Here is a 25,790-nt window from a genome sequence, read left to right as displayed (position 1 = left end):
CTCTACTCCAGTGTGTGCGGTACTGCGGCAGGCTGCTACTTCTTCAGCAGCTTCCGCAGGGCAACCACGAAGACTGCAGCAGCGGCGGCGAAAGCCACGAGGTCCTTCCACCGGGAAGCAAGGCGTCCGGTGAGGTCCTCAGGGACCGCCTCTCCTAGGTCAGCGAACTTCGCTGAAGCAAAGTCCTTTCCCTCCTGGAGTTTCACTGTGGCCGTGCCCAGCAAAGCCTGGCCCTGCTTTTTGACGTCCAACTGCTCGCCAAGTTCATCGCGCACGCCCGTGAGGTGTTCGCGTCGCTTGTCCAGGCGCAGGCGGAGTTCTGCTTCGGTGGGTGCCTTGACGGCGTCCGCTTCCTTGGCTGCTTCCTTTGCGGCCTTTTCTGCCTTCGCCTTTTCAGCGGCAGCTTCCTTCGCGGCCTTCGCCGCCTTGGCAGCGGGCGAATTGGGATCGAGGATCGATTCGTCGAAGGCCGAGCCTTCCTTCGCAATTCCCAGATCGTGCTTGAGTCCACGGATGGTGTCCTCAGGGATCAACGGCATGGCCTTCTTGAACTTGGCGACGCCGATCAAGGCCCCGAGCGCGACGATGACAAGAAAGACCGCTGCAACGATCAACGCCGCAAGCCAACCCGGCATGATGGTAGCCAACCCAAGAATCGCGGCCACCACCAGCGCGATCACAAGGAGCGACATGAAAACAAGGGCTACGCCAAAGAACGCGCCGGCCACCCCAACCTGGGTGGCCTTGCGCTTGAGTTCGACCTTGGCAAGGGCGATCTCATCGTTGAGTTGCCTGGGAGCCAAACGGGCAACGAGCTTGAGGGTCTTCGGCAAAGTACGGATGGCTGGTCTCGTGCTGGTCCGGCCGGTGTGACGTCCACTCATTGGGTTCCGCCTAACTGCTTCCTCTGGGCATCGTGTCGGGCGAACGCGGCCGGAAAGAGATCGCCGCGGGCACCTGTCCTCAAAACTATCATTCAGGTTCCGGCTCAACTTTCGCCCATGACACCGCGGCGCGCCTGAGGTAGCTGCATAAATATGATGTGACGGCCATAGGATAGATGATCGTGACCAATCCCATTGCTCCGGGCGATTCCCTGAGCCGACGCGAAAAGCTTGTCTACATTGTCCTTCTCGGTGCCCTGACCGCTTTGGGGCCCTTCACTGTGGATCTCTACCTTCCTGCGTTCCCTGCGCTGGAGGAGAGTTTTGGCGTTTCAGCCACGGCTATCCAGCTGACACTGACTGGCACCACCGTCGGGTTTGGCCTTGGGCAGCTGGTGGTTGGTCCCTTCAGCGACAAGTTTGGCCGTCGCCTGCCCTTGATCCTCGCCACTGCCCTTCATATCGGATCATCGTTGGGCGCTGCTTTGGCTCCGGACATTGGGTTCCTGTCCCTCTTCCGCGTGCTCATGGGTATCGGTGCCGCCGGTGGCGGCGTCGTCGCAATGGCCATGGTTCGGGACCTGTTCCACGGCTACTCGATGGTCCGCATGTTCTCCCGGATGTCCTTGGTCAACGGGCTTGCCCCGATCCTTGCCCCTATCATCGGTTCCCAGTTGCTGCTGGTGTTCCCGTGGCCCGGTATCTTCTACTTCCTGGCCTGCTACGGCACGTTGGTGATATTGGCCGCGATCTTCTTCATTCGCGAAACCCTGCCGGCTGAACGGCGCGGGAAGTCCACAGTCACAGTGCGGCAGCGGTACAAGACGGTGCTGACGGACCGGATCTTCGTGGGCATGTTAATGGTAGGCAGCCTTAACTTCGGTGGTTTGTTCGCTTACCTGTCGGCCTCCACTTTCCTGTTCCAGAACATTTACGAATTCTCTCCCCAGGAATACGGCCTCCTCTTCGGCGTCAATTCGCTGGGCATCGTGGCGGGCGTCCAGATCAGCTCAAGGTTGATCCGACGCGTGGCCCCGCAGTGGATCGTGGCCGGAGCCACGGTGTTCATGCTGCTGATGGCGGCCCTGATTATCGTGCTCGATCTCCTGCACGCAGGTCTCTGGGGCATCCTGATCCCGCTGTGGTTCTACATTTGCGCTACAGGCTTCCTGTTCCCCTGCGTCCAGGTCCTCTCCTTGGCGAACCATGGAGCCCAAGCGGGGACGGCGGCATCGCTCCTCGGCGCGGCGCAATTCATGATGGCGGGCATCGTCCCCCCTGTGGTCGGCTGGCTCGGTGTCGATTCAGCGGTACCCATGGGCGCGGTCCAGGCGGTCTGCATCACCGGAGCCATCGCCGCGCTGTGGCTCGTGGTCCGGCCGCGGACGGTCCCTTCAATCCACTAGGCCCGTCAATCCACTAGTCCCGTCCATCCACTAATCCCGGCAATCCACTAGTACGGCATTCATCAAACCGGGCCATAGGCTTTGACCATGACCAAGAAACCGCACCGCAACGGCAGGGGCCTTTTCCTCGGGGCCGTGCTTGGCGCCGTCGTCGGGGCGTTGTTGGGCCGCCTGGCCGGGAGTGCACTGTTCGGGGCGATACTTGGCGCCGTCATTGGAGCCGCCCTGCTGTACCGGGTGAACCCGGGCCCTTGGCATCGGGACTAACCGTAATCGGGCCTGTCGGCCCCGGGTCTATCGGCCCCGGGTCTATCGGCCCCCGTAAGCCCTCCCCTTAGGGCGCCCGGCAGGGCAGAATGGTGGCCAGCCGGGGGTTTCCCCCGCTTCGCCGGTGAAGGGGACATCACATGAGTGCGGCTGTGGGATATCGGGGCACTGTTTACGGCCTGGCGGCCATACGACGTCTGCCCCTGACCTTGGGACTCGTGCTGTTCCTTTGGCTTGTCGGCGCAGTTACGGGGAGCCTCATCGCCGGCCCCAACGAGGCACTCCTGGAACAAGTCGGGCTGGGTTTGGCGCTGGATCCGGGGCCGGGTTGGTCCATCTTCACCTCGTCATTCTTTGCCTCATCCTTGCTGGACTATCTGGCATGTACCGTTCTGATCCTGGTGGGCGTGGGCATCGCCGAGCGCAGTATGGGTCCATGGTTGGCCCTGGCAGCATTTATCTTTGGTTCCGCGCTCAGCGCCTTGGTGCTGATGGGGCTCGTTGCTTTTGGGACGGACAACAGCGACCAATGGCTTAGTTTCCTGGGTGGCGAGTACGTTGTGGGCGCGTACGGTGGTGCCGCCGCTGCCTTGGGATATTCGACGGCGACACTGGACGCACTCTGGCGTCGTCGCCTCCGGACATGGCTGCTGGCAGCAACGCTCATGTTTGCGTTGTTTGTAGGCGTCGCACAAACACTGCAGGCCCTTGCCGGCGCTGTCATCGGCATTCTGGCCGGTTGGGCCGTTCAGGCCCTGGTGCTGCGACGGCGTGCGGGCTCGCTTCATTCCTCGAGCCTTCGTGAGACCCGGTTCCTTGTGGGCACTGTGGTGGGTGTCTTCGCCCTTGGCCCCTTGCTCACCCAGTTAACGGGCACGTTGGAGGTGGGGCCGCTTTCTGTGGTTTCCGAGGTGATGCTTCAAGCGAGCCCCAGCGTGGACGAAGTGAAGGAAGCCTGCGACAACGACAAGAGCTGCGTCACGCTGCAGAGCGTTGTGGGCGTGCAGAGTTTCGGTGCCACCATCCTCACAGTGATCCCGGTGCTGTTGCTGCTTGTCTGTGCCGAGGGGCTGCGCCGTGGTCGCCGCCTTGCATACCGACTGACCCTGGTCATCCAGCTGTACCTGGCGTTCGTGACCAGCGTGGCAATCCTGCAGTACGTGACGGATCCGGAAGTGACACTCGGCAATGACGACATCGGCTACCTCCTGCTCTATGCCGTTCCCGCAATCCTGGCACCGCTGATCATCGCGGTCCTGCTGGTGATCAACCGCCACAAATTCCGGGTGGAGTCCAGCGATGCCGGATATCGCGTCCTGGGCAGGACTACCCTCATCATGGCTGCTGTGGCGGCGGTCCTTTACGTGGCCTTCTGGTTCGTAGAGGGCAACCCGAGCCGCTCATCGCTGTGGGACCTCGCAGGGCAATTGACCCACATCCTGGTCCCCTTCCCCGTTCCGTTCGTCGTTGAGCTGCCGCAGGGACTGCTGAGCACTGTTCTCTACGGACTGGGCGGGGATGTCATCTGGCTCTGCATCCTTTTGATGGTCCTGAACAATTTCCAGCGGTTCCGGACGCTGGCAAAAGACCCTGCTGCAGATCTGGGACACACTCGTGAATTGCTTCACGACGGCGGGGGCACCCTGTCCTGGATGGCCCTGTGGGACAACAACCAATACTGGTTCACTCCCGACAGGAGGGCTGGCCTCGCCTACCAAGTGCACAACGGAGTTGCCCTGACCGTGGCGGGTCCGTTCGGGGCCCGCCAGCACCATACCGAGGCTGCGACGGGCTTCCTGGCCCATTGCGCGGCACTGGGCCTCACACCGTGCTTCTACTCGGCCACGGCGGAGCTCGACGAGGCCCTCCTCCCCCGCGGCTTCCGCAAACTGGAGGTGGCCGAAGAAACGCTGCTGAACATCCAGGCGATGACGTTCAAAGGCAAGGAATGGCAGAACGTCAGGACCGCGGTGAACAGGGCTGAGAAGCTGTCCATCAGGGACCACTGGTACCACTACGCGGAGATGCCACCGGGGATCCGGGCACAACTGGCCGAAATCTCGGAAGAGTGGGTGGCGGACAAGGCCCTTCCCGAGATGGGGTTCACGTTGGGCGGACTGGATGAACTGAAGGATCCCGAAGTCATGTGTTGCGTGGCTGTGGACGACGACGGCCTCGTCCATGGGGTCACGAGCTGGCTGCCGGTCTTTACCGACGGCGTGGTGTCGGGTTGGACCTTGGACTTCATGCGCCGCCGAACCACTGGATTCAAAGGGGTCATGGAATTCCTGATCGCCTCTGCCGTTACGCACTTCAAGGACGACGTTCCCCACATCTCGCTGTCAGGCTCCCCGCTGGCCAATACAGGGGCCGCGACGGACGACGGTGACCACAGCGCCTTGGACCGGGTCCTGGCAATGCTGGGCAATGCACTGGAACCCATGTACGGCTTCAAGTCCCTGGCAGCTTTCAAATCGCGGTTCCAGCCCGAGCACCGCACTCTGTACATGTATTACCGGGACCCGCTGGCCCTGCCTTCCATAGGTCTTGCCGTTGGCTCGGCGTACTTGCCGGGTTTGTCTCGCGCACAGAGCGCCGGTTTGCTACGGCAAATGGTTGCCCGGGAGCCGGCCGCGTGACCGCCACCGGACGGATGCGGCAGTCATGAAGGGCCTCCTGGAAATCGAGATCAGCGGCCCGGTGGTCATGACGATAGCCGTGGTCATCGGCGTCGGGCTTTTCCTGTTGCTGTTCCTCAGGCCGTCTTCGCGCTGGGTGATCACTGCAGTGGTTGGCATTGTGGTAACAGCGGCGCTGGGTTGGTTTACGGTCTGGATCGTTGAGGATGTCCTGGACGTCTTCCACGTGGGGCTGACACCTCGCGTGTGGTTCTGGGTGATCACCGGCTTCGCTGCCCTTGGGCTGGCCGTGGTTAGTTTTCGCCACACTCCCCGGTGGCGGAAGGTGGTGGCGGCCATATCGATTCCTGTGTTCCTCCTGGTCACTGCGCTGGGCGTCAACATGGAGTTCGGGCTCAACAGGACCCTGGGCTCAGCGCTGGGGATTTCCACTGAGGAAGCCATCCAACTGAGCAAACCGGACCCGGACGCTCCCCTCCCTTCCGGACCCCTCTGGCAAAACTGGAAACCGCCAGCCAACATGCCAACAAAGGGCGAGGTGGGAACGCAGGTCATTCCAGCCACCGCCTCGGGTTTCAATGCCCGCCCTGCCGGGATCTACTTGCCACCTGCTGCCCTGACGGAGAACCCTCCCCGATTGCCCTTGTTTGTCCTCATGATGGGCCAGCCGGGCCTCCCCGACCCCCAGTACGTTTCGGCCGCGTTGGATGAATTTGCTGCGAAGAACAATGGCCTTGCCCCCATCGCGATCGTGGCCGACCAGATCGGACCGGATCAAGACGACACTCTGTGCCTGGACACAGCCAAATACGGAAACGTGGAGAAGTACATCAACGTTGACGTGGTGAACTGGGCCAAAGCAAACCTGAACATCCTCCCGGACCGCGACCATTGGACCATCGCCGGATACTCCAACGGCGGGCAGTGCGCCATCTCGTTTGCGCTCAAATACCCGAAGATGTGGGGCAATGTGGTGGACATCTCCGGTGAGGAGTTCCCCGGCGCGGAGGATCCTGCAGGCAACCTGGCCGAGATCTTTGGTGGCAACCAGGCAGCCTATGACGCACAGAAGCCCATCAACATCATGAAAGGTAAGCAATTTCCCGACACCACTGCCGTTTTCACCGTGGGCTCGGATGACGTGACGTATGTTGCAGCTGCGAAGGCTGTCTCCACAGCTGCCAAAGCTTCCGGAATGACGGTGACCTATTACGAGGTGCCAAACGGCGGGCATGTAGGCATCGCATTGAACGCCGGCCTGACCAAGGGCTTCGAGGTGCTCTATCCGAGACTCGGTTTGTCCGGTTAGGCAGGGCCTGTTGCCGGCCCGTCCCCGGCGATAAAGTTGAGATGTGCCACATTGGCAAGAGCTGCAGCCGCTTCCGGCACCTTGGCAGCGTCGGGATGAACGCATCCTGCCGCTCTGGTGGGATCGCCTGTGCTCTGTGACCAGTCCCCAGTCCGCGGCGCTCTACGCTGCTGGCCTTTTCACGGATGATCGCCGCCGGCCCATCGCCCAGTGGTACAACCCGGACGTGGACGCCGCGTTGCTGGTTGCCCCGGAGACGTCACCCGAGTGGCCGGTCCAGCGCTTTGGAATCTTCTATGCGCCACCGGGCGGAGGTTTCACCCGCGTTTACTCCGCTCCCCACGAGTGGCATCCTCGTGAACCCCGGACACCCCCGACCGAACAGGAAGCATTCCTGGCAGCCGTGGCCGAAGCCGCACGCTTCCTTCAGGTGGAGATGGATTTCGTGTAAAAAAGGTGGACCCCGCACCAGTGTGAAACCGATGCGGGGTCCTTGCGCTCCTCCGACTGGACTTGAACCAGTAACCCTTCGATTAACAGTCGAATGCTCTGCCAATTGAGCTACGGAGGAATGAAGCGGTTATGACTTTAGCAAAGGTTTTATGCGAATGCGAATCGGGCGGAGATACCCCCTGGGGGTATAAAAATACCCCCGTTCCGAAACTCCGGAACGGGGGTATTGTGCGCTCCTCCGACTGGACTTGAACCAGTAACCCTTCGATTAACAGTCGAATGCTCTGCCAATTGAGCTACGGAGGAATGAAGCGGTTACTAGCTTAACAGGGCCCCGCCGGAAAACGAAATCGAACCTCCAGGCCACTTCCGACGGTCCTCGGCAGGGGCCCTCAGGAGTCTGAACGCAAGGCTCGACGCTGCATTTCCAACACCATCAGTTCCCGGTTCAGGCGCTGGAATTCCTCGGGAAATGCAGTTGCATCAAGGCGCTGCAGTTGGCCCATCTTGTCCGCTTTAATGCGCGTGATCTGCAGCTCGAAAAGCCTTGCCAAAATGTCCCGGCAATATCGTTGCATAGCTTCCGGGGTGCTGGCCGGCAAAGGAGTTACTGCCAACTCAGAAACCAAGGGGCGCAGAGGCTCCGGGACTTCCTGCCTGATGTGCTCCACCCATGCCACGGGATCAGCCGCGTGGGCCAGTCCTGTGGCACGCACGGCTGCGTGGACCGCCGCGTAGGCAGGAGTAGCAAAATGGGACGCCTCAAAGCGCTCCCATGCCCCGTCGCCCAGGACTGAGGGCTCTTGGAGGACCACTTCCAACGCTTGGCGCTCCATGCCTGCCACGGGGTCCCGCGGGTCGGGACGGTTGAAGGCCTGAATGTTCGACGCCTGACCGTTCGACGATGCTGCCGTCGTCGTCGTGGATTGCTCCGCAGCGCCGGACTGAGCCCCGCCAGATGAAGCAGCGCCAGATGAAGCAGCGCCGGATGCCGCGCGCTTGGCTGCGGCCCCAACGTAGCGGCTGACTTCCTCAATCGGCATGCCCAACCAACCGGCTAGTTCGCGGATGTAGGCGGGGCGGATGGCGGAGTCGCGGATTTGTGCCACAACGGGCGCCGCTTCCCGAAGCGCCGCGACGCGACCTTCTACCGTGTCCAGGTTGTGCCTGCGGAGCGAGGCCCGAATGGCGAACTCGAAGAGCGGCTTCCTGCTATCGATGAGTTCACGTACTGCGGCATCGCCCTTGAGTTGACGAAGATCACAGGGATCAGCGCCAGTGGGCTCTACCGCGACGTACGTTTGCGCGACGAATCGTTGGTCTTCCTCGAAGGCGCGGAGGGCGGCCTTCTGGCCGGCGGCGTCTCCGTCGAAGGTGAACACTACTTCTCCCCCGGTGCCGTCGTCCGAAAGCAGGCGCCGGGCGATCTTGATGTGTTCGGTGCCGAACGCGGTGCCGCAGGTGGCGACCGCCGTCGTGACTCCTGCCAGGTGACAGGCCATGACGTCGGTGTACCCCTCAACCACCACCAGCTGCCGGTCCTTGGCAATGTTGCGCTTGGCGATGTCGATCCCATAGAGGACCTGGGACTTTTTGTAGAGAGTCGTTTCAGGGGTGTTCAGGTACTTTGGACCCTGATCGTCCTCGTAGAGTTTCCGGGCGCCGAAGCCGATGGTATCCCCGGCAATGTCCCGGATGGGCCAGATGAGCCTGCCACGGAAGCGATCATAGATGCCCCGGTTCCCTTCGGAAAACATGCCCGTAAGTTTGAGTTCGGCATCCGTAAACCCACGGCCGCGCAGGTGCTTGAGGAGCGAGTCCCAGCCCTGCGGCGCATAGCCCACGCCGAAGTGCTCGGCGGCCGCGCGGTCAAAGCCCCTGCCGTCGAGGAAGTTGCGGCCCTCGGCGGCTCCGGGCGTCAGCAGTTGGGCACGGAAGAACTCGTCGGCGATCTTATGGGCATCCAGGAGGCGCTGGCGCTTGCCCACTTCTTCGCGGTTCGGACCGGTGCCGCCGTCCTCGTAACGCAGCTCGTAGCCGATCCTGGCGGCCAGCTTTTCCACTGCCTCGTGGAAGGAACTGTGGTCCATTTTCTGGACGAAGGAGATGGCATCCCCGTCTTCGCCGCAGCCGAAGCAGTGATATCTGCCCACTTGGGGGCGGACAGTGAAGGATGGTGAGCGTTCGTCATGGAAGGGGCACAGGCCCTTGAAGCTGCCCAAGCCAGCACTCTTCAGGGTGACGTAACCGTCAACGACTTCCTTGATATCCGTGCGCTGGCGTACTTCGTCGATATCTTCACGTTTGATGAGGCCAGCCACGTGACCATCCTAGCCGCTTGCCCCAAGAAGCCCCGCCGTTAACGGACCGACGGAAGCGTTACCAGAGCGACGGCAGGCTCCCCACCAGGCGCTCGTACATGGCCAGCGCTGAACCATCCGTCAGCGATGCAACTTGGTCAATCACTACCCGCAGCCGCGCACCGTCGTCGGCAGCGTCACGCCAGTCAGCGGCGAACATCGGTTCGAGGTGGCGGTCGCCTGTGGCGTTCAGCACGCCCACCAGGGCGTGCAGGACTTCGCGCTGGCGTTCATAAACGGGCTGGCGGTGGTCCGTGGAAATGACGAACGTGGTGGCCAGGCCCTTCAGGACCGCGATTTCGGTCACTGTGTCCTCCGGGACCATCAGCTCGGCGCCATAGCGGGTCAGGTTGGAAGGGCCAAAATGGTCACGCGTGGTTTCCATGGCGCTTTGGCAGAACCGGCCGATGAGCTGGCTGGTCATGTCCTTCAGCGCGGCCATGGACTTGCGGCTGCCATCGGCCTCACGAACCCACACGGCGGTGGCCTCCAACCGGGCAAGGGCAGCATCAATGTCAGCAGGATCGTTGTGTGGGAGGTACCACTGCTTGGTGTAGCCCACGACGCGGGCACGGTGGTCCGGATTCTCCATCCACTTCAGTTGGAAGTGGCCGGCAACGATTGCGTCCTCGACGTCATGGACGGAATAGGAAATATCGTCCGCGAGGTCCATCACCTGGGCCTCGATGCAGGAACGGTTGCCCGGAGCGCCTTCACGCAGCCATTCGAACACGGGAAGATCGTCCTCATACGCGCCGAACTTGCTGGTGCGGTGGCCATGGATGACGGGGGCGTCGACGGCGGACCACGGGTACTTGGACGCAGCATCAAGGCTGGCGCGGGTCAGGTTGAGCCCGGCGGGCCTGCCGTCCTCAGCAAGGACTTTCGGTTCCAGGCGCGTTAACAACCTCAACGTCTGCGCGTTGCCTTCGAAGCCACCAATGGTGTGTGCCACCTCATTCAGGGCAGATTCACCGTTGTGGCCAAAAGGTGGGTGACCGAGGTCATGGCTAAGGCATGCGGTATCCACGACGTCCGGATCGCATCCGAGTGAACGGCCAAGTTCACGGCCTACCTGCGCAACCTCCAGGCTGTGCGTCAGACGGGTACGAACGAAATCGTCGGTATCAGGAGCAACAACCTGGGTTTTTGCGCCCAGCCGTCGCAGGGCCGAGGAATGCAGGACCCGTGCGCGGTCGCGTTCAAAATCGGAACGGTACGTGGTCTTTCGCGACTCTTCCACCCACCGCGCAGAATCTGCTTCGGTGTAGCCCGGAATTGCCAGCACGTAATCGTGCGGCGTTCCAGTGCGGCCCAGCATCGCTTCGGTTCCCATGGGTATCTGCCTCCTTAAAGCGCCGTGGTGTGGTGCCTCTTGAGCCAGTCTTACACGTGTGAAGCTAGCCGCCTGACACGTCCAGCTCTGCTGCGGAGATTTCAGCACTTTGTTCCGCGTTCAGCTGACGGCTCATGAGCCAGTCCTTGGGCAGCGCGGGTTTCTTCGGTGATCCGGCGCGGCCGCGCGGGCCCTCGGAATCGATGCCCGGATACGGCAAATCCATGTCCAGCTCTTCAAGGAGTCCGCGCAGGACCTCAAGGGTGGGAACCGTGGCCAGCTTGGCGCGAAGCTCCCCGCCAACTACGTAACCCTTGAAGTACCAAGCCATGTGCTTTCGGATTTCCCGCAGTGCCTTGTACTCATCGTTGCCGAAGGTCTCCACCATGAGCTCTGCGTGACGGTAGACGCCTTCGGCGACCTCCCGCAGGCCCGGACGGTGCCGCTGGTCGCTGCCTTCGAACGCCGCCTGCAGATCACCGAACAGCCACGGACGGCCCTGGCAACCACGGCCAACCACTACGCCATCCACGCCGGTTTCCCGGACCATGCGGACAGCGTCCTCGGCGGACCAGATATCACCGTTTCCCAGCACTGGAATGTCTGGCAGCGCTTCACGAAGACGCGCGATGGCGGACCAGTCAGCCTGGCCGGAATAGAACTGTGCGGCCGTTCGGCCGTGCAGGGCGACGGCGGCCACGCCTGCATCGCGCGCGATACGTCCGGCGTCGAGGTATGTCAGGTGGTCCTCGTCAATGCCCTTGCGCATCTTGATGGTGAGCGGAATACCGCCCTTGGAAGCTTCTTTAACCGCGGTCTGGACGATGGACGTGAAGAGGTCGATCTTCCATGGCAGCGCGGAACCGCCACCCCTGCGGGTGACCTTGGGCACCGGGCAGCCGAAGTTGAGGTCGATGTGGTCAGCCCGGTCTTCCTCGACGAGCATGCGGACTGCCGCGCCGACCGTTACGGGGTCAACACCGTAGAGCTGCACGGAACGCACTTTCTCATCCTCGTCATGGGAGATGATGCGCAAAGATTCCGGAGTCCGTTCCACCAGCGCACGCGATGTCACCATCTCGGCCACGTACAGGCCACCACCGTATTCGCGGCAGAGCCTGCGGAAGGCTGAGTTGGTGATGCCCGCCATGGGGGCAAGGATCACGGGAGTGTCCACGGTGATCCCGCCGAGCTGCAAAGGCGGAAGCTCAAGCTTTGGGGCAGGGGGCGTTGCTACTACAGTCACCCATCCATTGTCGCAAATCAGGGCAAATCGGCTCTCGGGCGACTATTCGGCACAGCACGTTCCCGCGTCTGTTCCGTAATTCCCTACAGGAGCCAACCGTTATCGGCAGCGATTCGTACCGCCTCGGCTCGTGTCCTTCCACCGGTCTTGGCCATCGCCGCGGAGAGGTAGTTCCGCACCGTCCCTTCGGAAAGGATCGCTGTCCTGGCAATGTCCGCAACAGTTCCACCGGCAGCGGCAGCCCTCAACACTTCCGTCTCACGCTCCGTCAGGGGGCTGTCGCCGGACGTCAGCGATTCCGCAGCGAGTGCTGGATCCACCACTCGAAGCCCCCGGTGAACGCGGCGCACCGCATCGGCCAGTTGTCGCGCCGGGGTATCTTTGACGACAAACCCCGATGCTCCGGCCTGCATGGCGCGTTTTAGGTAGCCAGGCCGCCCAAAGGTGGTAACCATCAGTACCCGGCACGAAGGCGCCGCCCGGCGTACGGCAGCTGCTGCGCTGATTCCATCCAGGCCCGGCATCTCGACATCCAGCATCGCGACGTCCGCGGAATGCTCCACCACAGCAGCGGCGACGCCCGTGCCATCGCCCAATTCTGCAACCACCTCAATGTCTGGCTCCAACCCCAGCAATGCCACCAAAGCCCCACGCACCAGTGCCTGATCGTCAGCGATCACCAATCGGATACTCATACGTCAACTGCCAATCTGAACCCTCCAAGGTCACTGGTGCCGACGCTGACGCTTCCGCCAGCCACAGCCGCCCTCTCCCGTATGCCATCCAGCCCGCTTCCCGGACGGGCTTCGGGAGCCGGCCCCACGCCGTCGTCCTCCACCAGGACGCCGGACGCTGTCAGCAGGACGCGGCAACGCGCGGCGCCGGAATGCCGCACAACGTTGGTGATGCCTTCCCTCAATACCCAGCCGAAGAGCTCGCGATGCCGGGCAGGAACTTGCTCAACTGTCCCGGGCAACTCGGCCTCGATCCCTGCCGATTCCAGCGCACTCCTGGCAGCTGCGAGTTCGGCGAGGACATTGACGCCGCGATAACCGGCGACAGTGGCCCTCACATCAGCGAGGGCGCCGCGGGCAAGGTCCTGCACGTCGCTGATTTCCGCCGCTGCCCTGTCCAAGGACGGCCCAGCGGCTCCTTCCATCAACCGGCCGGCCAATTCAGCCTTGACGGCGATCACCGTCAGTGAGTGTCCCAGGATGTCATGCATGTCGCGTGCAACCCGGCTCCGCTCGGCGGCAACGGCCGCATCCGCCAGTTCGCTTTGTGCCGCACGCAACCGGGACGTCTGCCGGATCATCCGTGCAAAGGAAGACATCATGAGGCCCAGCGACAAGATGAGTGCCGGCTGGGAAAAGGCCTGCTCCGGTGTGTCTGTGGACAGCCCGGTAGCCAAGGAGACTGCCGCAAGCGCCACGATCAGGGCGAAGTCAACGCGCGGTGGCAACGCTGTCATGGCAATCGCACAGGCGAGGAACGGCCACGTCCAGAGTGCCTCCCGGCCGACCAGGAAAATCACCAGCCCGTTCAAGGCGAAGAGAATGCCGACGCACACCAGGCCTGTCCGGCTGCCGCGGCGCCGGCTGTACATCGGCAGAACGGCGTAGGCGACGAAGAAGGCAATCAATGATGTGGAGGCTGCCAGCTTCCAGGGAAGCGGCTCGTTGACGGACCACACCAGGTTCCACGTGGGCCAAGCCCAGAGAAGAATGGATAAGCCTGCGCCTGCAAACCATCTTCTGGGTCCAGGCCCACGGAACATGCCACCGGTCTTCTCGGAGCTCATGACCCCCACCCTAGTCAACGTGGACAGGATCAGACGCGCTTGGTGTCGCGACGAAATGCGAGCGCGGCTCCGCCAACGAAGATCGCGAGCCAGATGACCACATTTACGATCCACATTGCATCGAAGTCGCCAGTGATGGGGCTCCGAGCCAACTGCCCGATCCCATATGCCGGGGTGAACTTGGCGATGGCACCAAAGGTCTCGCCCATGATCTCGATCGGCATAAAGAGCCCGCCAAGCATGGCCAGGATAGCCAGTGCCGGGCCAAGGATCTGCATTACATTCTGGCTTGGCATGAGATACCCCACGAACAAGCCCAGCGCTGCGAAAACCAACGAACCCAGCCAGGCAACCAATCCAGCTGTCACCCATGTCTGGAGGTCCATGGTGACCCCGGCCAAAGCGCCGATGACGAATTGGGCGATCACAGCGACGAGCGACAACGTCAGGGCTGCCGCAGCCTTGACAGCAATATAGGCACCGGGAAGCAGAGGAGTAAGCCGGAGCTGCCTGCTCCACCCTTGCGCACGTTCCACCGCCACCTGGCTGCCGGCTCCGGTGGCCGCGGTCATGGCTGCGTACACCGTCAGACTGATCAGGATGTACTGACCATAGCTGTGGCCGTTGGGCAACTGCTGGTTCTTGTTGGACAGGCCGAAGATGAAGAAGAAGATCGCGGGCATGACGACTGTGAAGATGACTGTCCTGCGGTTGCGGAGCATCCGCTTGATCTCGATCCACAGGAACGTCCGGTTGATACCGCCCGCGGAGGGCTTGCGGTCCTGCATTGCTGTTGCCGTACTCATGCCCGGTCTCCTTCGAGTGCGGGTTCGGTGGTTTCTGATTCTGCTCCATCCCCTGTGAGCGCCACGAAGGCCTCCTCAAGGTTGTTCGCCACGACTTCCAGATCGTGTGCTGCAGTGCTGTTCAGCAGGTAGCGGACCACCGCGTCCGAGTCCCCCGTGCGTACGGCGAGCCTTCCGCCGTCGTAGTCAACGGTGTCCGCTGGTGGGAGTCCCGCCAGAAGATGCCGGTCAGCGGCTGGCAAGGAAGCCTTGACAGTGCGGCCGGAGGCAAGGTTCTTGATCTGGGCCGCCGTGCCATCGGCAACTACCGTGCCCTGACGGACCAAGACGATCCGATCCGCGTAAGCGTCCGCTTCCTCAAGGTAGTGGGTGGCGAAAATTACTGTCCGGCCGCGCGAGGCGTCCGCCCTGATGGCGGCCCAGAAATCGCGGCGGCCAGCTACGTCCATGCCGGTGGTCGGTTCGTCCAGGATCAGCAGTCCGGGATCCGACACCAGCGCCATCGCAAAGCGGAGGCGCTGCTGCTGGCCGCCCGAGCATTTCTCCACCCGTCGGTTGGCGATATCCAGGATGCCGGCACGGGTCAGCGCCTCCTCCACTGGCCGCGAGGAGTCAAACATTGCGGCCGTTAGCTGAACGGTTTCGCGGACAGTGATATCCCGAAGCAATCCGCCGGTCTGCATGACGGCGGCCACTTGTCCTCGGGCGATGGCGCCGCGGGGCGAGTGGCCGAAAATCGAAACCTCACCTTGGTCGGGGGTGCTAAGACCTAGGATCATGTCAATGGTGGTGGTCTTGCCTGCACCATTGGGCCCAAGGAAGGCCACAACTTCGCCTTGGTGCACGGTCAGATCCAAGCCACGAACGGCACGGACCTCCCCGAAGCTCTTGTGCAGTCCGACGGCGTGGACTGCCGGCACTCCCGTGATTCCCATGGTTCTCCCTGATTGGCGGTCTTGTTCCACCATCCATTCAAGCCGGGATTGCCCCCGTGGACCCGTGGAGGGTGTCACCGGTCCAAGATGACAAATGTCATGGCCCCGCCGTCACATGGAGTTGCGCGCACCATCATCGTCGCCGCGGCGCTCCGCCTCACGCTGGGCACGGCGACTCCCCGGGCGGGCAGGCTTGCCGACCGCGCGGGAAGACCGGCCGCCGTCGAGCGTTTCACCTCGGCCAGAACCCACGACGGCGGCCGCAGCAGCGAGCGTACCGGTATCGTCCACATCGTCCGGATTCACGAACAGAGCCGGCGCCGGGATGGCACGCTTCACGCCCGTGGCCTTGACCACCAGGACGGCAATCAGCGTGGTAACCGGGATGGCGAGCACGAGCCCGATGGAGCCGACCAGCGTCCGGATGACTTCCTCGGACAACTCCGCAGTGGTCAGGGCCTCGGCAAGTGGGCGGTCGTAAAGCATCACGATGATGAGGATGGGAAGGGCGGCACCAGCGTAAGCGAAGGCAATGGTGTAAACGGTGGAGGCGATGTGGTCCCGGCCAATCCGCATCGCAGAGGAGAACAGCTTCCGGGCACTGGTGTTCGGGGCCAGTTCGTAAAGTTCCCACACGGCAGCGGATTGGGTAATGGTGACGTCGTTGAGGACGCCGAGGCCTGAGATGATCAGGCCGCACAAGATGATGCCGGAGATTGAAATCTTGTCCGACATATTTATCAGCGTGGCAGCGTTATGGTCACCGACGCCTGCAAGGTTGGCAGCATCGGTGGCCCACGCCGCCAAGAGCGCTGTAATGCCCAACCCGAAGATGGTTCCGAGCAGTGCCGTGGACGTCCTCGCCGAGAATCCGTGGGCGAAGTACAGGACCCCGATCATGATCACCGTGGAGCCCACCAAAGCCAGCATGAGGGGCGGCTTCCCCTCCACAAGTCCCGGCAGGATGAAGCCGACCAGCACGGCATAAGCGCCAACCAAACCAAGGAGCGCCCGGAAGCCGCGCCAGCGCGCCACAGCGATCACTACCACCGCATAGAGCACGGCCAGCAGGGCAATGGGCAGGGTCCGCACGAAGTCCACAAAAACGTACGACGGCGAGCCGTTGCCTTGAGATGCGCCCTGGACACCTGAGAGATTCAGATAGCGGATCGAGTCCCCCACATCCACCCCGTGGGATTTGGCGACGTCGGGGTTGATCACTACTTTGACGGCTTCCCCGCCCTTGTCCGGCTGGGTGAAGGCAAAAGTGCAATCTGAACCACCGGACTGGCCTGTTTGGCCGGTGTCAGTCTGGCCAGTGTCCGTCTGTCCTTGCGTGGATTGTCCGGTTTGGGTGCAGCTTTCCTGCACCACGCTCTGGATCTTGCCGGTGTCAAAGGTCACTCCCGGGGCAGCCTGGTACGGACTCGCGAAGGAGATTCCGTCCCGGCTGCCTGAGGGCCACATCACCATCATGGCGATGACAGTGAGCACACCAAGCGGAACCAGCACTGCAGCCAGGAGCCAGTTGGCGCGCTTCCGGGATGCAATTGCCTGCGGGGTTGGCTCGGAACTTTCAGAATGACCGTGACCGTGGGAGTGTCCGTGACCCATCAGCTGCAAAACCTCATGGCTTCAAGCCTAGCCGGGCAACATGCAAACCCTTCCCTCAGGCGGGTTTGATGTTCTGGTTCACATGGAAAAGGTTGCCGGGATCGTACTTGCTCTTGACCTCCACCAGACGATCCCAGTTGGGGCCATAGTTGTCAGTGATCCTGTTCTGGTCTTCAGTGTCCATGAAGTTGATGTACCCGCCCAGCGCCGAGTGCGGTGCAAGGGCCGCCGCATAGCCTCGCGCCCAGGCGATGTTGGCTTCGTTATCCGTAGGTTCCATCCATTGCGCGGCAATGACCGGCGCGAACTTCATGTCCCGGTGCGCAAAAGCTGTGTCGTGGACGCCAACGCGTGAGACGGCGCCGTCGATCGGGTAAACGTGGACGGACGTATTGACGCTGGTGACCGTCGCGCCGTGTTCAGCGTGAGCTTGGATGGCGCCATCACTGAGCTCGGGAAGGAAGTTCGCTTTCCAGTAGCCCTGCATTCCTTTCTGGTTCAGGGCGTCGAAAGCCACGTTCAGGGCTGGATAAGGCATAGGAGCTACCAGCGAGCCGGCAACAGGAGCGGCGTCCAGGAAGGGCTGCCACCGTGCTTCGCCTTCTCCCATGTCCCCTGTCCACATCCCCACCACCACACAGACAGGCTTGCCGTGCCACTCTTCGGGAAGGAACGGGACTGGCGGGCCTTGGTGGAAGCCCAGAAAGGCGCCAAACTCTTCCGGCGCATTCGCAATGTAATCGCGGTAGAAGCGGGCAACAGTGTCCGTATGCTCGGCACTGTAGAGAATGACTCCGGCATGGACCATATCAACGGGATGGAGTTTGAACTCGAAGGAGGTCACCACGCCAAAGTTGCCGCCACCACCCCGGAGCGCCCAGAACAGGTCCTCGTTTTGGTCTTCGCTGGCCACCAGGAACTTTCCATCCGCCGTGACCACATCGGCGGAAATGAGGTTGTCACAGGAGAGACCGTACTTGCGGGCCAGATAACCTATGCCGCCTCCCAGGGTAAGTCCGGCCACTCCCGTGGAACCGACGATCCCGCCAGTGGTCGCCAGTCCGAAGGCGTGGGTTGCGTGGTTGAAGTCAGCCCATGTCGTCCCGCCTTCGGCCCGCGCAGTGGCGGTCTCCGGGTCCACCCGGACCCCCGTTCGGTTGACGAAGTCCAGCACCAGGGCGTCATCCGCTGTTCCAAATCCAGGGGCACTGTGTCCGCCGCCCCGAATGGCCAGAGGCATGGAATTCTCCCGTGCGAAGTTCACCCCCGCGATCACATCCGCTACCTGGGCCACCCGGACGATTCCCGCCGGACGTTTGTCGACCATGGCGTTAAAGACTGCCCGTGCCGAATCATATTCAGGGTCTTCAGGAGTGATGAGCTGTCCACGCAGCTGATCCCGCAGCCCGTCCAAGGCCGTACCGTTCATTTGTTGTTACCGCCGATTCAGAGGAGACCGGAACTGGTCCACAGACGCCGCTTCCCTCCGAGTGTGCCGGCGCGTGGCTTACGTCGTCTTCCTACTCCTGCGCCATGGCCGCGTCAAGGCTTTTCCACCATGAATGCTGGCTGAGCTTAAAGCCAGGATCCCGCCCTGCCCATCGGCGATGGGCACAGCGGGATCCGGACGTGCGAAATACCTGGTCAGTCGCTCACGATCAGTGTGTCAGCACCGCGAACGTGGGCCTTGCCCGACTCCAGCAAGGGAGCCAGGACACCGCGCAGGGCCGTCATCGATTCGTCCACTTCCAACAGCACTGGGTGCTGGTAGGCGATGAGCGCCAGCAGGTCCCGAACAGCAGCCTCTGCGTCGTCGACGGACAGCTTCGGATCGTGACCCAGGAAGACATCCGAGGGTTCTTCGGAGTTGCCCTGGGCGTAGCTGATGGCGAAGGCCTGGATCTTGCCTTTTCGGCTGGCCGGCACTCCCCCACCAAAGGCACTTGCCTTCGGTGCACGAAGCACAATGGCCCCGTGCGCCCCGGTGAGATCGTGCAGGAAGAGCCGCTGCACCGTAGGAATGCTGAGCTCACCCGGGCTGTCCCAGTGATGGACGGCTGAGTAGTAGCTGCCCACCACTTCGCTGAGTTCCACGGAACCGGTGGCGAGGTCCTCGACGCGCTCCGACGCAGCTTCCTCGGAACCGTCGCCGAACCGCGGGAGCTTCAGCGGCTCAGGCTCCACCACTACCAACTGGGAACGCTGGATGGGTCCAAGACCTGCGGCATCGGCGAAAGCAGCGCCCGGCGTGCCCGGCTCAACTTTGCTGCGGAGTTTGGAAACGCCCGACGGCGCGTTTCCGGCTTCGCGGCGCAGCATAGTCAGCAGGGTGGCCCCAACGCCGTTCCGGCGATGGTCCTTGGCAACCTCGATGTAAGCCCAGAGACGTTCCGGGTGCAGGGACGCTTCGTGGACTACGCCGGCGGCAACGGGGATACGAACGCCGTCAACGACGTCCTCGGCGACGATGCAGCGGCGCCAAGGCTGGTTGCTTGAAGGCGCCAAAGCAGCACGGAACTGTTCTGCGGGCAGCGTCTCCGGGCCGCCCCAGATTTCCAGGAGGGCGAGGTCGTCGCCTTCCTTCCACTCGCGGTATTCCAAAGCCACGGTCAGGCGCCGATCAGTCGTGCTGCCAGGTAAGCCTCAACCTTGTCCAGGGACACGCGTTCCTGGCTCATGGTGTCGCGCTCACGGATGGTCACGGCTTGGTCTTCGAGGGTATCGAAGTCCACGGTGATGCAGAACGGAGTACCGATTTCGTCCTGGCGACGGTAACGGCGGCCGATGGCGCCGGCGTCGTCGAAGTCGATGTTCCAGTTCTTGCGCAGCTGGGTGCCCAGCGCCTTTGCCATCGGGGACAGGTCCTCGTTGCGGCTCAGCGGAAGGACGGCCGCCTTGACCGGGGCGAGCCGCGGATCCAGCTTCAGGACGGTACGGACGTCGACGCCGCCCTTGGCGTTGGGTGCCTCGTCTTCGGTGTAGGCGTCAATCAGGAAGGCCATGAAGGAGCGGGTCAAACCGGCAGCGGGCTCGATCACGTACGGGGTGTAGCGCTCGTTGGTGGCCTGGTTGAAGTAGCTCAGGTCCGTACCGGAGGCCTTGGCGTGCGTGGAGAGGTCGAAGTCCGTGCGGTTGGCGATGCCCTCGAGTTCGCCCCACTCGGAGCCTTGGAAACCGAAGCGGTACTCGATGTCCGTGGTGCCCTTGGAGTAGTGGCTCAGCTTTTCAAGCGGGTGCTCGAAGAAGCGGAGGTTTTCTTCCCGGATGCCCAGGCTGGTGTACCAGGACATGCGTTCCTTCATCCAGTACTGGTGCCATTCCTCATCGGTGCCGGGCTCGACGAAGAATTCCATCTCCATCTGTTCGAACTCGCGGGTACGGAAGATGAAGTTGCCCGGTGTGATTTCGTTGCGGAAGGACTTACCGATCTGGCCAATGCCGAACGGCGGCTTCTTCCGGGACGTGGTGAGGACGTTGTTGAAGTTCACGAAGATGCCCTGGGCCGTTTCCGGGCGCAGGTAGTGCATGCCTTCGTCGTTGGCCACCGGGCCAAGGAAGGTCTTCAGGAGGCCGGAGAATTCCTGCGGTTCGGTCCACTGGCCACGGGTGCCACAGTTGGCGCAGGCAATGTCCTTCAGGCCGTTCTCGGCGGGACGGCCCTTCTTTTCCGCGTACTCTTCCTCGAGGTGGTCAGCACGGTAGCGCTTATGGCAGGACAGGCATTCCACCAGGGGGTCCGAGAAGACCTCCACGTGGCCGGAGGCTTCCCAAACCTGGCGGGGAAGGATGACTGAGGAGTCCAGGCCAACGACGTCTTCGCGGCCGCGGACCATGCTCTGCCACCACTGGCGCTTGATGTTTTCCTTCAGTTCCGCACCAAGGGGTCCGTAATCCCACGCCGAACGGGAGCCACCATAGATTTCACCGGCCTGGAAGACAAAGCCCCTCCGCTTGGAGAGGGAAATGACCTGGTCAAGGACGGATTTTGCTGCCATGGGTACTCCATTTGTTCTACAGGGCCGCTGGGTGCGGTCCGCGGTGGTTGCCCCGGATTCCGGACGAGGTTGTCCGGCGGGGTGGGCTGGGGAATTGGTGCGGATAATAACTGTGCAGAAAGCTGCGTGTCCTAGCCTACCGGCCTTTAGCCGGGACCTTTCGTACGAATGCTCCCCGGGGCCAGGGCAACGTGGCTACGATGATCGCCGCGAGCGTCAGCACCGTACCCAACACCGTGGGCAAGGCGACCACCGCACCGGGACTGGGGATCACGACGTCGAGCACTAAGGAACCGACCAGCTGGCCGGCAATCATGCCAAGACCGGTGACCAGCACGCCAAGGCTTCGGACCAAAAGCGCTGCAAGCCCAATGAAAAGGCAGCCCATGGGGCCGCCCAGATAGAACCACCATTCACCCGGAAGTGGGTTGCCCGCGCCCGCCACGGAAAGTTTGATGAGCCAAGCGATCCAAAGGATGACGGCACCGGCGATGAAGTTGACCAGCGTGGCGGCCACAGGCGTCCCGTAGTGAACGGTGGCGGTTCCGTTCATGGCCTGCTGGAAACTCATGAGAAACCCTGCCGCCAGAGGCAGCAGGACGGGCAGCAACAGGGAGGCGATATCGGTATTGCCCCCGAAGCGAGGGGAAACAGCCCAAGCAACTGCGGCAACCGTCAGCACACTGCCCAGGATCCGCACTCCCGTAATGGACCGTTTGCCGCCGGGACCGATGCCCATGCGGTCCACGAGGAGTCCGCTGAGGGTCTGTCCCGTAACCGCAGCAACGGTGAACAGGGCCACACCCAACAGGCCAATGGTGAAGGACTGGGCGAAGACGAAGAGAGCGCCGATCCCGCCGGCCATGACGTAGAAGCGGGGAAAGCTCCGGTTGCGGACTGCCGGGACGATGCGCCGAAGACCTGCCCTGCCTTTGGGCGTGGCAACGGAAATGGCAGCGATGAGCACGAGTCCTGTGGTGAAGCTCACCACGGCGGCGGCGATGCCATCATTCAACCGGGCCCCGAGCGCCCCGTTGATCCTTCCTTGAAGCGGAATGACCAGGCCAGTTGCTACTGCAACAGGGAGGCCAATGGCGAGCGGAAGGGTTGAACGGAGAGAAGGCTGCGGCACTGACCCCACACTACTTCAGGCATCATTGCTGTATGAGCAACCCCGAAATCGAAGAGATCCCCATCCGCGACGACATGATCCGCCTCGGGCAGCTGCTGAAGCTCGCCAATCTCGTGGAGGACGGCGTTGAAGCTACGGAGCTCATCAAGAACGGCTTGGTCAAGGTCAACGACGAAATCGACGACCGCCGCGGCCGCCAACTCCACGCCGGAGATACCGTTACCGTCAACGGCCAGACCGTCCGGATCACCAGCGCCTGAAGCAACGCGGGGTCACTTTTGGCCCATTGTGAGGCTTCCAAGGGGCCACAAGTGACCCCGCGTTGCTTTTCTACGTGGTGGAGAGCACCTTGTGGGTCAGGAATTCGCCCACGTGGCCGATCTCCTGCTGGTTGATGCCATGCCACATGCCGGTGTAGAGCACCTTGGTGAGGTCCACATGGTTGCGCACCCATCCCATGGTGTATTCGATCTTGTCCGGAGTAATAACGGGGTCCTGCTGGTCGCGGCCCCAGAACATCGGCAAGGTGCCGTCCAGTTCAGCATCGCGGAAAGCGGCGTCATCGCCAGCGTCCACCACAAAACCCGAAAGCCCGACGACGGCAGCGAAGTCCGTGGGACGGTAGCGGAGCATGGTGGTCGCCATTGCCATGCCCATGGAGAAGCCAAGCAGTGTCACTGAAGAATGATTGGCTTTGACCGTGTCCAACCACTCAAGGGCGTAATCAGCGGCAAGCTTTACTGCTTCAAGGGAATACTCGATCGACGCCGTGAGCGGGAACCACGTGAAGCCGGGGCCCATGGACATTGGTGCCCGCAAGGAAGCCACTACAAATCCCTCGGGAAGCAGGCCGGCGAGGCTGAAGAGATCGTCCTCATTGGAGCCGTAGCCGTGCAACAGCAGCAGAAGCGGTTTGCCCTCCCGCTCGGCTTCGTCATGGGACCACAGGACAACGGGCGCGGGGAATGCAACGGCTTCAGTCATGGGTCTATTCTTGCAGTTACTGATGGGTAACAACCTACGGTGGCGTAGGTTTGCAGGTTCAAGGCAGGATGGAAAGCGTGAGTGACGTCAATTCATTGGTGAAGCCGGGCGACCCGGTACAAACTCACCCTTGGAGCCGTTACGTGGCACTGGGGGATTCGTTCACGGAAGGCATCGGGGATCCCGAGCCACAGAATCCCGGCGGCTTCCGTGGGTGGGCTGACCGTGTAGCGGAAGAACTGGGCCGCGGCCACGAAGATTTTGCCTACGCCAACCTTGCCATCCGTGGGCGGTTACTGCAGCAGATCGTGGATGAACAAGTTGGTCCTTGCTTGGAACTCCAGCCGGACCTCGTCTCTATTTCGGCCGGCGGCAATGACCTCATCCGGCCCGGCGGCGACCCGGACCTTTTGGCGGAGAAGCTGGATGGTGCCGTTCAGGAACTGGCCTCCAGTGGTGCCACCGTGGTGTTGTTCAACGGACCGGACACTGCGTCCTCCGTCTTGGGCCGCATCCGAGGCAAGGTGGCCATCTACAACGAAAACCTCAGGACGGTGGCTGCACGGCACGACGCCATCATCGCCGATATGTGGTCCCTGAGGCAGTTGGCCGATCCCCGGATGTGGGACGAAGACCGCCTGCACTTCTCACCGCTGGGACACCACACGATCGCGATGATGGTCCTGGAAGCGCTGAACGTCCAGCACACACTGGAGCCGCTCGCGCCGAAGCCCCTGCCGGTTCGCACCTGGCGTGAGGCCCGTTCCTCGGATCTGGTGTGGGCCCGTGAGTACTTTGTTCCCTGGGTCATCCGAAGGTTGCGTCATCGGTCCTCCGGCGATGGCATTACCCCAAAGCGCCCGACGCCGGGACCGGTCTTCGGTCCGAACGGCACCATGCTGCCGCGCGGCTAAGGTGACGGGTGCAAGGGTGACGGGCGCTTGCAGGACTGACGCGCGGAAAGAGCTCCGCGATGCACGCTGACATTTCACTGACTCCGGCTGACGTTGTGCAGTTCAGGCTTCGGCGTCAGCAGTTGCGTGATCCTTACGGTGAAAGCATTGATAACGTGCTGCGAAACCTCCTTGCCGTGCAGTCGCAGGAGTTTCCCTATGCGAGGTGGAGCCTTGCCCAGCGAACGCCCAGGACCACTGCCAATGAGGTGGAGCAGGCGGTGGCTGACGGCAGGATCCTCCGGACGCATATCCTGCGGCCAACGTGGCATTTTGTGCATCGTGAGGACCTCGGCTGGTTGATGGGATTGTCTGCGGATCGCCTTCATCAAGGCAACAAAGGCATGTACAGGCAGACGGGAGTTGATGAGCATGCCGCTGCCAGGAGCGGAGACATCCTTGCCGAAGCCGTGGCCGGTGGAGCCCACAAAACACGCGAAGAATTAGCCGGGGTACTGGAACAGGCGGGGCTCCCCGGGAAAGGACTAGGCCTCGTTTACCACCTCATGCACGCAGAGATCAGCAAAATCCTGGTGAGCGGCGCCCCGGTCCGTTCTGCAGGGGGTGCGCTCAAACAGACCTACGCCTTGTTCCACGAACGTGTGCCCGCCACTGGCAACGCGCCCTTGATCGGGGACGACCGAGAATGGGCTTTGGGCCAGCTGGCGCTGCGATACTTCACCAGCCGGGGGCCCGCCACCATCAAGGACTGTGCCGCCTGGTCCGGACTGACCATGAAGGATGTGCGGCTTGGCTTGCAGATAGCTGAAGAGTCCCTTCCAGGCGCCTTGGCGACTGTGGCGATTGACGGCCTGGACTTCTGCTTGCCAGCAGAAGACGTCGAAGCCTTTGCAGCGACTCCGCCAGCTGACGATGGGCCGCGGCTCCCCCGCGTGGATCTCATCCAGTGTTATGACGAGTACGTGATGGGCTATTCCCAATCGAGGCACTACCTCGGCGGAAGGGCTCCCTATTTCCCGGAGGGCGATGCTCCCATTCACGTCGTGTTGCTGGAGGGCAGGTTGGCCGGATGGTGGCGTCACGGATTCTCCGGTGGGATCTGCGAACTCGACGTCAGAGTAAATCGACCCTTCACAACAGCGGAACAACAAGCGTTGGAGGCCGAGGCGGAACGATACGGGAGGTTCCTGGGCATGGAGACCAAGCTGGTGTGAAACCGCAGGACTAAGCTGGGTTAAGACCTAGGAGGCCTGCACCGTGAACAATCTGATCTTCTGGATCATCGTCTGCTCGTGGCTGATTCCCATGGGGATCCGCCTGTACAACAGGTCCCGGGCGCGGCGGCTTCAGGACCGTAATTTCCAAGACCGTAGCTTCCCGGGTCAGAACTATCCTGGCCAGAACTACCCTGGCCCCGGCTATCCCCCGCAGAATCTTCCAGCACCGAATTATCCGGCGCAGGGGTATCCCACTCCGAACTACCCGGGCTATCCCGGGGAGCCCACCACCATCCGTCCTGCCGACGCGCAACCGCCGGCGGGACCGCCGTCGAACGCTTCTTCACCTACGTTTCCCAGCAACAGCGGCTCTGAGCAGCAAGGCTTCCGTGCTCGCAAGCTGGCCGAGCTGGACCTCAAGTTCAGCAACGGCGAGATCGCCATGGAGGACTACATGAAGCAGCGCGGCGAGATCATGAACGGCTGAGCCGG

General features: G+C 62.3%; 23 protein-coding genes and 2 tRNA genes. 9 read left to right on the top strand and 16 right to left on the bottom strand.

All coding sequences use genetic code 11. The annotated features are described in order from the left end of the window. Positions 1 to 35: 35 nt before the first annotated feature. Positions 36 to 884: a phage holin family protein gene (locus AB4Z15_RS08930; protein WP_442006231.1), complete on the bottom strand. Its 849-nt coding sequence runs from the start codon at positions 882 to 884 to the stop codon at positions 36 to 38. A 176-nt stretch (positions 885 to 1,060) separates the two neighbouring features. Between AB4Z15_RS08930 and AB4Z15_RS08925 the strand changes: the two genes are divergently transcribed. The 5 genes from AB4Z15_RS08925 to AB4Z15_RS08905 all read left to right on the top strand — a co-directional run bounded on the left by AB4Z15_RS08925 (position 1,061) and on the right by AB4Z15_RS08905 (position 6,956). Then, complete coding sequence (locus tag AB4Z15_RS08925) at positions 1,061 to 2,290, top strand: multidrug effflux MFS transporter (RefSeq protein ID WP_442017002.1); 1,230 nt, start codon at positions 1,061 to 1,063, stop codon at positions 2,288 to 2,290. A gap of 87 nt (positions 2,291 to 2,377) precedes the next feature. Beyond that, positions 2,378 to 2,557 (top strand): glycine zipper domain-containing protein, encoded by a 180-nt coding sequence (locus tag AB4Z15_RS08920; protein WP_442017001.1) that lies wholly within the window; start codon positions 2,378 to 2,380, stop codon positions 2,555 to 2,557. Positions 2,558 to 2,697: 140 nt separating this feature from the next. Further along, positions 2,698 to 5,196 carry a bifunctional lysylphosphatidylglycerol flippase/synthetase MprF gene (locus AB4Z15_RS08915; protein WP_442017000.1) on the top strand — a complete coding sequence of 833 codons (2,499 nt, stop codon included), beginning with the start codon at positions 2,698 to 2,700 and terminating at the stop codon, positions 5,194 to 5,196. A gap of 25 nt (positions 5,197 to 5,221) precedes the next feature. Next, positions 5,222 to 6,505 (top strand): alpha/beta hydrolase, encoded by a 1,284-nt coding sequence (locus AB4Z15_RS08910; protein ID WP_442006227.1) that lies wholly within the window; start codon positions 5,222 to 5,224, stop codon positions 6,503 to 6,505. Between the two features lie 43 nt (positions 6,506 to 6,548). Continuing rightward, positions 6,549 to 6,956, top strand: coding sequence for a hypothetical protein (locus tag AB4Z15_RS08905; RefSeq protein WP_442006226.1), 408 nt, complete (start codon positions 6,549 to 6,551; stop codon positions 6,954 to 6,956). Between the two features lie 47 nt (positions 6,957 to 7,003). Here AB4Z15_RS08905 and AB4Z15_RS08900 read toward each other — a convergent pair. The 14 genes from AB4Z15_RS08900 to AB4Z15_RS08835 form a co-directional block, all read right to left on the bottom strand. Next, positions 7,004 to 7,076 (bottom strand) — tRNA-Asn (locus tag AB4Z15_RS08900). A 115-nt stretch (positions 7,077 to 7,191) separates the two neighbouring features. Beyond that, positions 7,192 to 7,264 (bottom strand) — tRNA-Asn (locus AB4Z15_RS08895). Positions 7,265 to 7,350: 86 nt separating this feature from the next. Beyond that, a complete protein-coding gene (gene dnaG / locus AB4Z15_RS08890; protein WP_442016999.1) occupies positions 7,351 to 9,279 on the bottom strand; it encodes a DNA primase in 1,929 nt (642 codons plus the stop codon). Positions 9,280 to 9,337: 58 nt separating this feature from the next. Further along, positions 9,338 to 10,654 carry a deoxyguanosinetriphosphate triphosphohydrolase gene (locus tag AB4Z15_RS08885; protein ID WP_442016998.1) on the bottom strand — a complete coding sequence of 439 codons (1,317 nt, stop codon included), beginning with the start codon at positions 10,652 to 10,654 and terminating at the stop codon, positions 9,338 to 9,340. A 64-nt stretch (positions 10,655 to 10,718) separates the two neighbouring features. Beyond that, complete coding sequence (gene dusB, locus AB4Z15_RS08880) at positions 10,719 to 11,900, bottom strand: tRNA dihydrouridine synthase DusB (protein WP_442006223.1); 1,182 nt, start codon at positions 11,898 to 11,900, stop codon at positions 10,719 to 10,721. Positions 11,901 to 11,983: 83 nt separating this feature from the next. Beyond that, a complete protein-coding gene (locus AB4Z15_RS08875) occupies positions 11,984 to 12,595 on the bottom strand; it encodes a response regulator transcription factor (protein WP_442006222.1) in 612 nt (203 codons plus the stop codon). After that, a complete protein-coding gene (locus AB4Z15_RS08870; protein WP_442006221.1) occupies positions 12,592 to 13,701 on the bottom strand; it encodes a sensor histidine kinase in 1,110 nt (369 codons plus the stop codon). Before AB4Z15_RS08870 ends, AB4Z15_RS08875 begins: the two co-directional genes overlap by 4 nt. A gap of 29 nt (positions 13,702 to 13,730) precedes the next feature. Then, positions 13,731 to 14,507, bottom strand: a complete 777-nt coding sequence (locus AB4Z15_RS08865; RefSeq protein WP_442006220.1) for an ABC transporter permease — start codon at positions 14,505 to 14,507, stop codon at positions 13,731 to 13,733. Beyond that, positions 14,504 to 15,442 (bottom strand): ABC transporter ATP-binding protein, encoded by a 939-nt coding sequence (locus AB4Z15_RS08860; RefSeq protein ID WP_442006219.1) that lies wholly within the window; start codon positions 15,440 to 15,442, stop codon positions 14,504 to 14,506. The genes AB4Z15_RS08865 and AB4Z15_RS08860 overlap by 4 nt, the downstream gene beginning before the upstream one ends. Before the next feature lie 111 nt (positions 15,443 to 15,553). After that, entirely contained in the window at positions 15,554 to 17,056 is a 1,503-nt protein-coding gene (locus tag AB4Z15_RS08855; RefSeq protein ID WP_442006218.1) for a YibE/F family protein, read from the bottom strand. 55 nt (positions 17,057 to 17,111) lie between these two features. Beyond that, on the bottom strand, positions 17,112 to 18,485 hold the full coding sequence (locus tag AB4Z15_RS08850) for an FAD-binding oxidoreductase (protein WP_442016997.1): 1,374 nt from the start codon (positions 18,483 to 18,485) through the stop codon (positions 17,112 to 17,114). 215 nt (positions 18,486 to 18,700) lie between these two features. After that, positions 18,701 to 19,663 (bottom strand): GNAT family N-acetyltransferase, encoded by a 963-nt coding sequence (locus tag AB4Z15_RS08845; protein ID WP_442016996.1) that lies wholly within the window; start codon positions 19,661 to 19,663, stop codon positions 18,701 to 18,703. A 2-nt stretch (positions 19,664 to 19,665) separates the two neighbouring features. Then, positions 19,666 to 21,051, bottom strand: coding sequence for a glycine--tRNA ligase (locus tag AB4Z15_RS08840; protein ID WP_442016995.1), 1,386 nt, complete (start codon positions 21,049 to 21,051; stop codon positions 19,666 to 19,668). Between the two features lie 136 nt (positions 21,052 to 21,187). After that, positions 21,188 to 22,192 carry a DMT family transporter gene (locus tag AB4Z15_RS08835; protein ID WP_442006214.1) on the bottom strand — a complete coding sequence of 335 codons (1,005 nt, stop codon included), beginning with the start codon at positions 22,190 to 22,192 and terminating at the stop codon, positions 21,188 to 21,190. Positions 22,193 to 22,215: 23 nt separating this feature from the next. Here AB4Z15_RS08835 and AB4Z15_RS08830 point away from each other — a divergent pair, with 23 nt between their 5' ends. Beyond that, positions 22,216 to 22,443, top strand: a complete 228-nt coding sequence (locus AB4Z15_RS08830; RefSeq protein ID WP_442006213.1) for an RNA-binding S4 domain-containing protein — start codon at positions 22,216 to 22,218, stop codon at positions 22,441 to 22,443. A gap of 70 nt (positions 22,444 to 22,513) precedes the next feature. Here the strand turns inward: AB4Z15_RS08830 and AB4Z15_RS08825 are convergent, their stop codons facing one another. Then, a complete protein-coding gene (locus AB4Z15_RS08825) occupies positions 22,514 to 23,167 on the bottom strand; it encodes an alpha/beta hydrolase (protein ID WP_442016994.1) in 654 nt (217 codons plus the stop codon). A 68-nt stretch (positions 23,168 to 23,235) separates the two neighbouring features. On the opposite strand from AB4Z15_RS08825, the gene AB4Z15_RS08820 reads away from it, so the two are divergent. From AB4Z15_RS08820 to AB4Z15_RS08810, 3 genes are read left to right on the top strand one after another with little or no spacing between them, the layout of a single operon-like run. Next, positions 23,236 to 24,081, top strand: a complete 846-nt coding sequence (locus AB4Z15_RS08820; protein ID WP_442016993.1) for an SGNH/GDSL hydrolase family protein — start codon at positions 23,236 to 23,238, stop codon at positions 24,079 to 24,081. Positions 24,082 to 24,140: 59 nt separating this feature from the next. Continuing rightward, positions 24,141 to 25,295 carry a winged helix DNA-binding domain-containing protein gene (locus tag AB4Z15_RS08815; RefSeq protein ID WP_442016992.1) on the top strand — a complete coding sequence of 385 codons (1,155 nt, stop codon included), beginning with the start codon at positions 24,141 to 24,143 and terminating at the stop codon, positions 25,293 to 25,295. A gap of 43 nt (positions 25,296 to 25,338) precedes the next feature. Next, complete coding sequence (locus AB4Z15_RS08810) at positions 25,339 to 25,785, top strand: hypothetical protein (RefSeq protein WP_442016991.1); 447 nt, start codon at positions 25,339 to 25,341, stop codon at positions 25,783 to 25,785. The last annotated feature ends 5 nt before the right edge of the window (positions 25,786 to 25,790 follow it).

Origin of the sequence: Paenarthrobacter sp. 2TAF44 (genome assembly GCF_052114885.1) — a bacterium.
In the GTDB taxonomy this organism is placed as follows: Bacteria; Actinomycetota; Actinomycetes; order Actinomycetales; family Micrococcaceae; genus Arthrobacter.
This window is presented reverse-complemented; position numbering and strand designations above follow the sequence as displayed.